Source organism: Pedobacter psychrodurus (genome assembly GCF_032678585.1).
Taxonomy (GTDB): Bacteria; Bacteroidota; Bacteroidia; order Sphingobacteriales; family Sphingobacteriaceae; genus Pedobacter; species Pedobacter psychrodurus_A.
In genome coordinates this window covers 1-632 of sequence record NZ_JAVTSN010000143.1, presented here as the reverse complement: position 1 = coordinate 632, position 632 = coordinate 1, and the positions used below count along the sequence as shown (strand labels likewise).

The following is a 632-nucleotide window of genomic DNA, read 5'->3' as shown; positions in this document are numbered from 1 at the left end:
ACCTTAAGATCCTATGGGCAGGCGCTATCCCTGTATATTGGTTTTTTGGAAACTGAAAAGGGAATCGAACCATCCGATCTTTGTGCCGAATGTTTTTGCTATAACTATCTGGAAGAATGGCTGCTATGGCTGATAAAAAAAAGGAGTAGTAGTCCTGAAACCTGTAATAGTCGCCTGGCGGCCATAAGGGCTTTCCTGAAATATCTTGCCAGCAGGGAAATATCACTATTGTACCTGGTACAGGATGCCTCACAGATCAGACGAAGAAAAACGTTCAGGAAGAAAATAAACGGGATGAGCAAGAGGGCCATGCAGGCATTACTTTCGGCACCGGACATCTCCACCAGTACTGGTCGCAGGGACCTGGTACTTTTGATAACAATGTATAATACGGCTGCCAGGATTGACGAGATATTGTCCATGAGGATAGAGGACTTGCGGCTGGAGGCAGAAAGGCCCCATATCACCATTGTTGGCAAGGGACGTAAAATCCGGACCTTATACCTGCTTCCAAAAACAGTAGCACACTTAAGGAAATATCTACTTAGTTTCCATAAGGAAAAACCTGACCCTGGATCCTATGTATTTTACTCCAGAAATACGGGCACTCTAGGTAAGATGAGCCAGATGGG

1 protein-coding gene is annotated in these 632 nt (G+C 45.3%); it reads left to right on the top strand.

Going from position 1 to position 632, the window contains the following annotated elements; translation table 11 throughout:
- Positions 1 to 632, top strand: a 632-nt coding sequence (locus R2S57_RS30410; RefSeq protein WP_316848664.1) for a tyrosine-type recombinase/integrase, incomplete at both ends; no start/stop codon positions are given.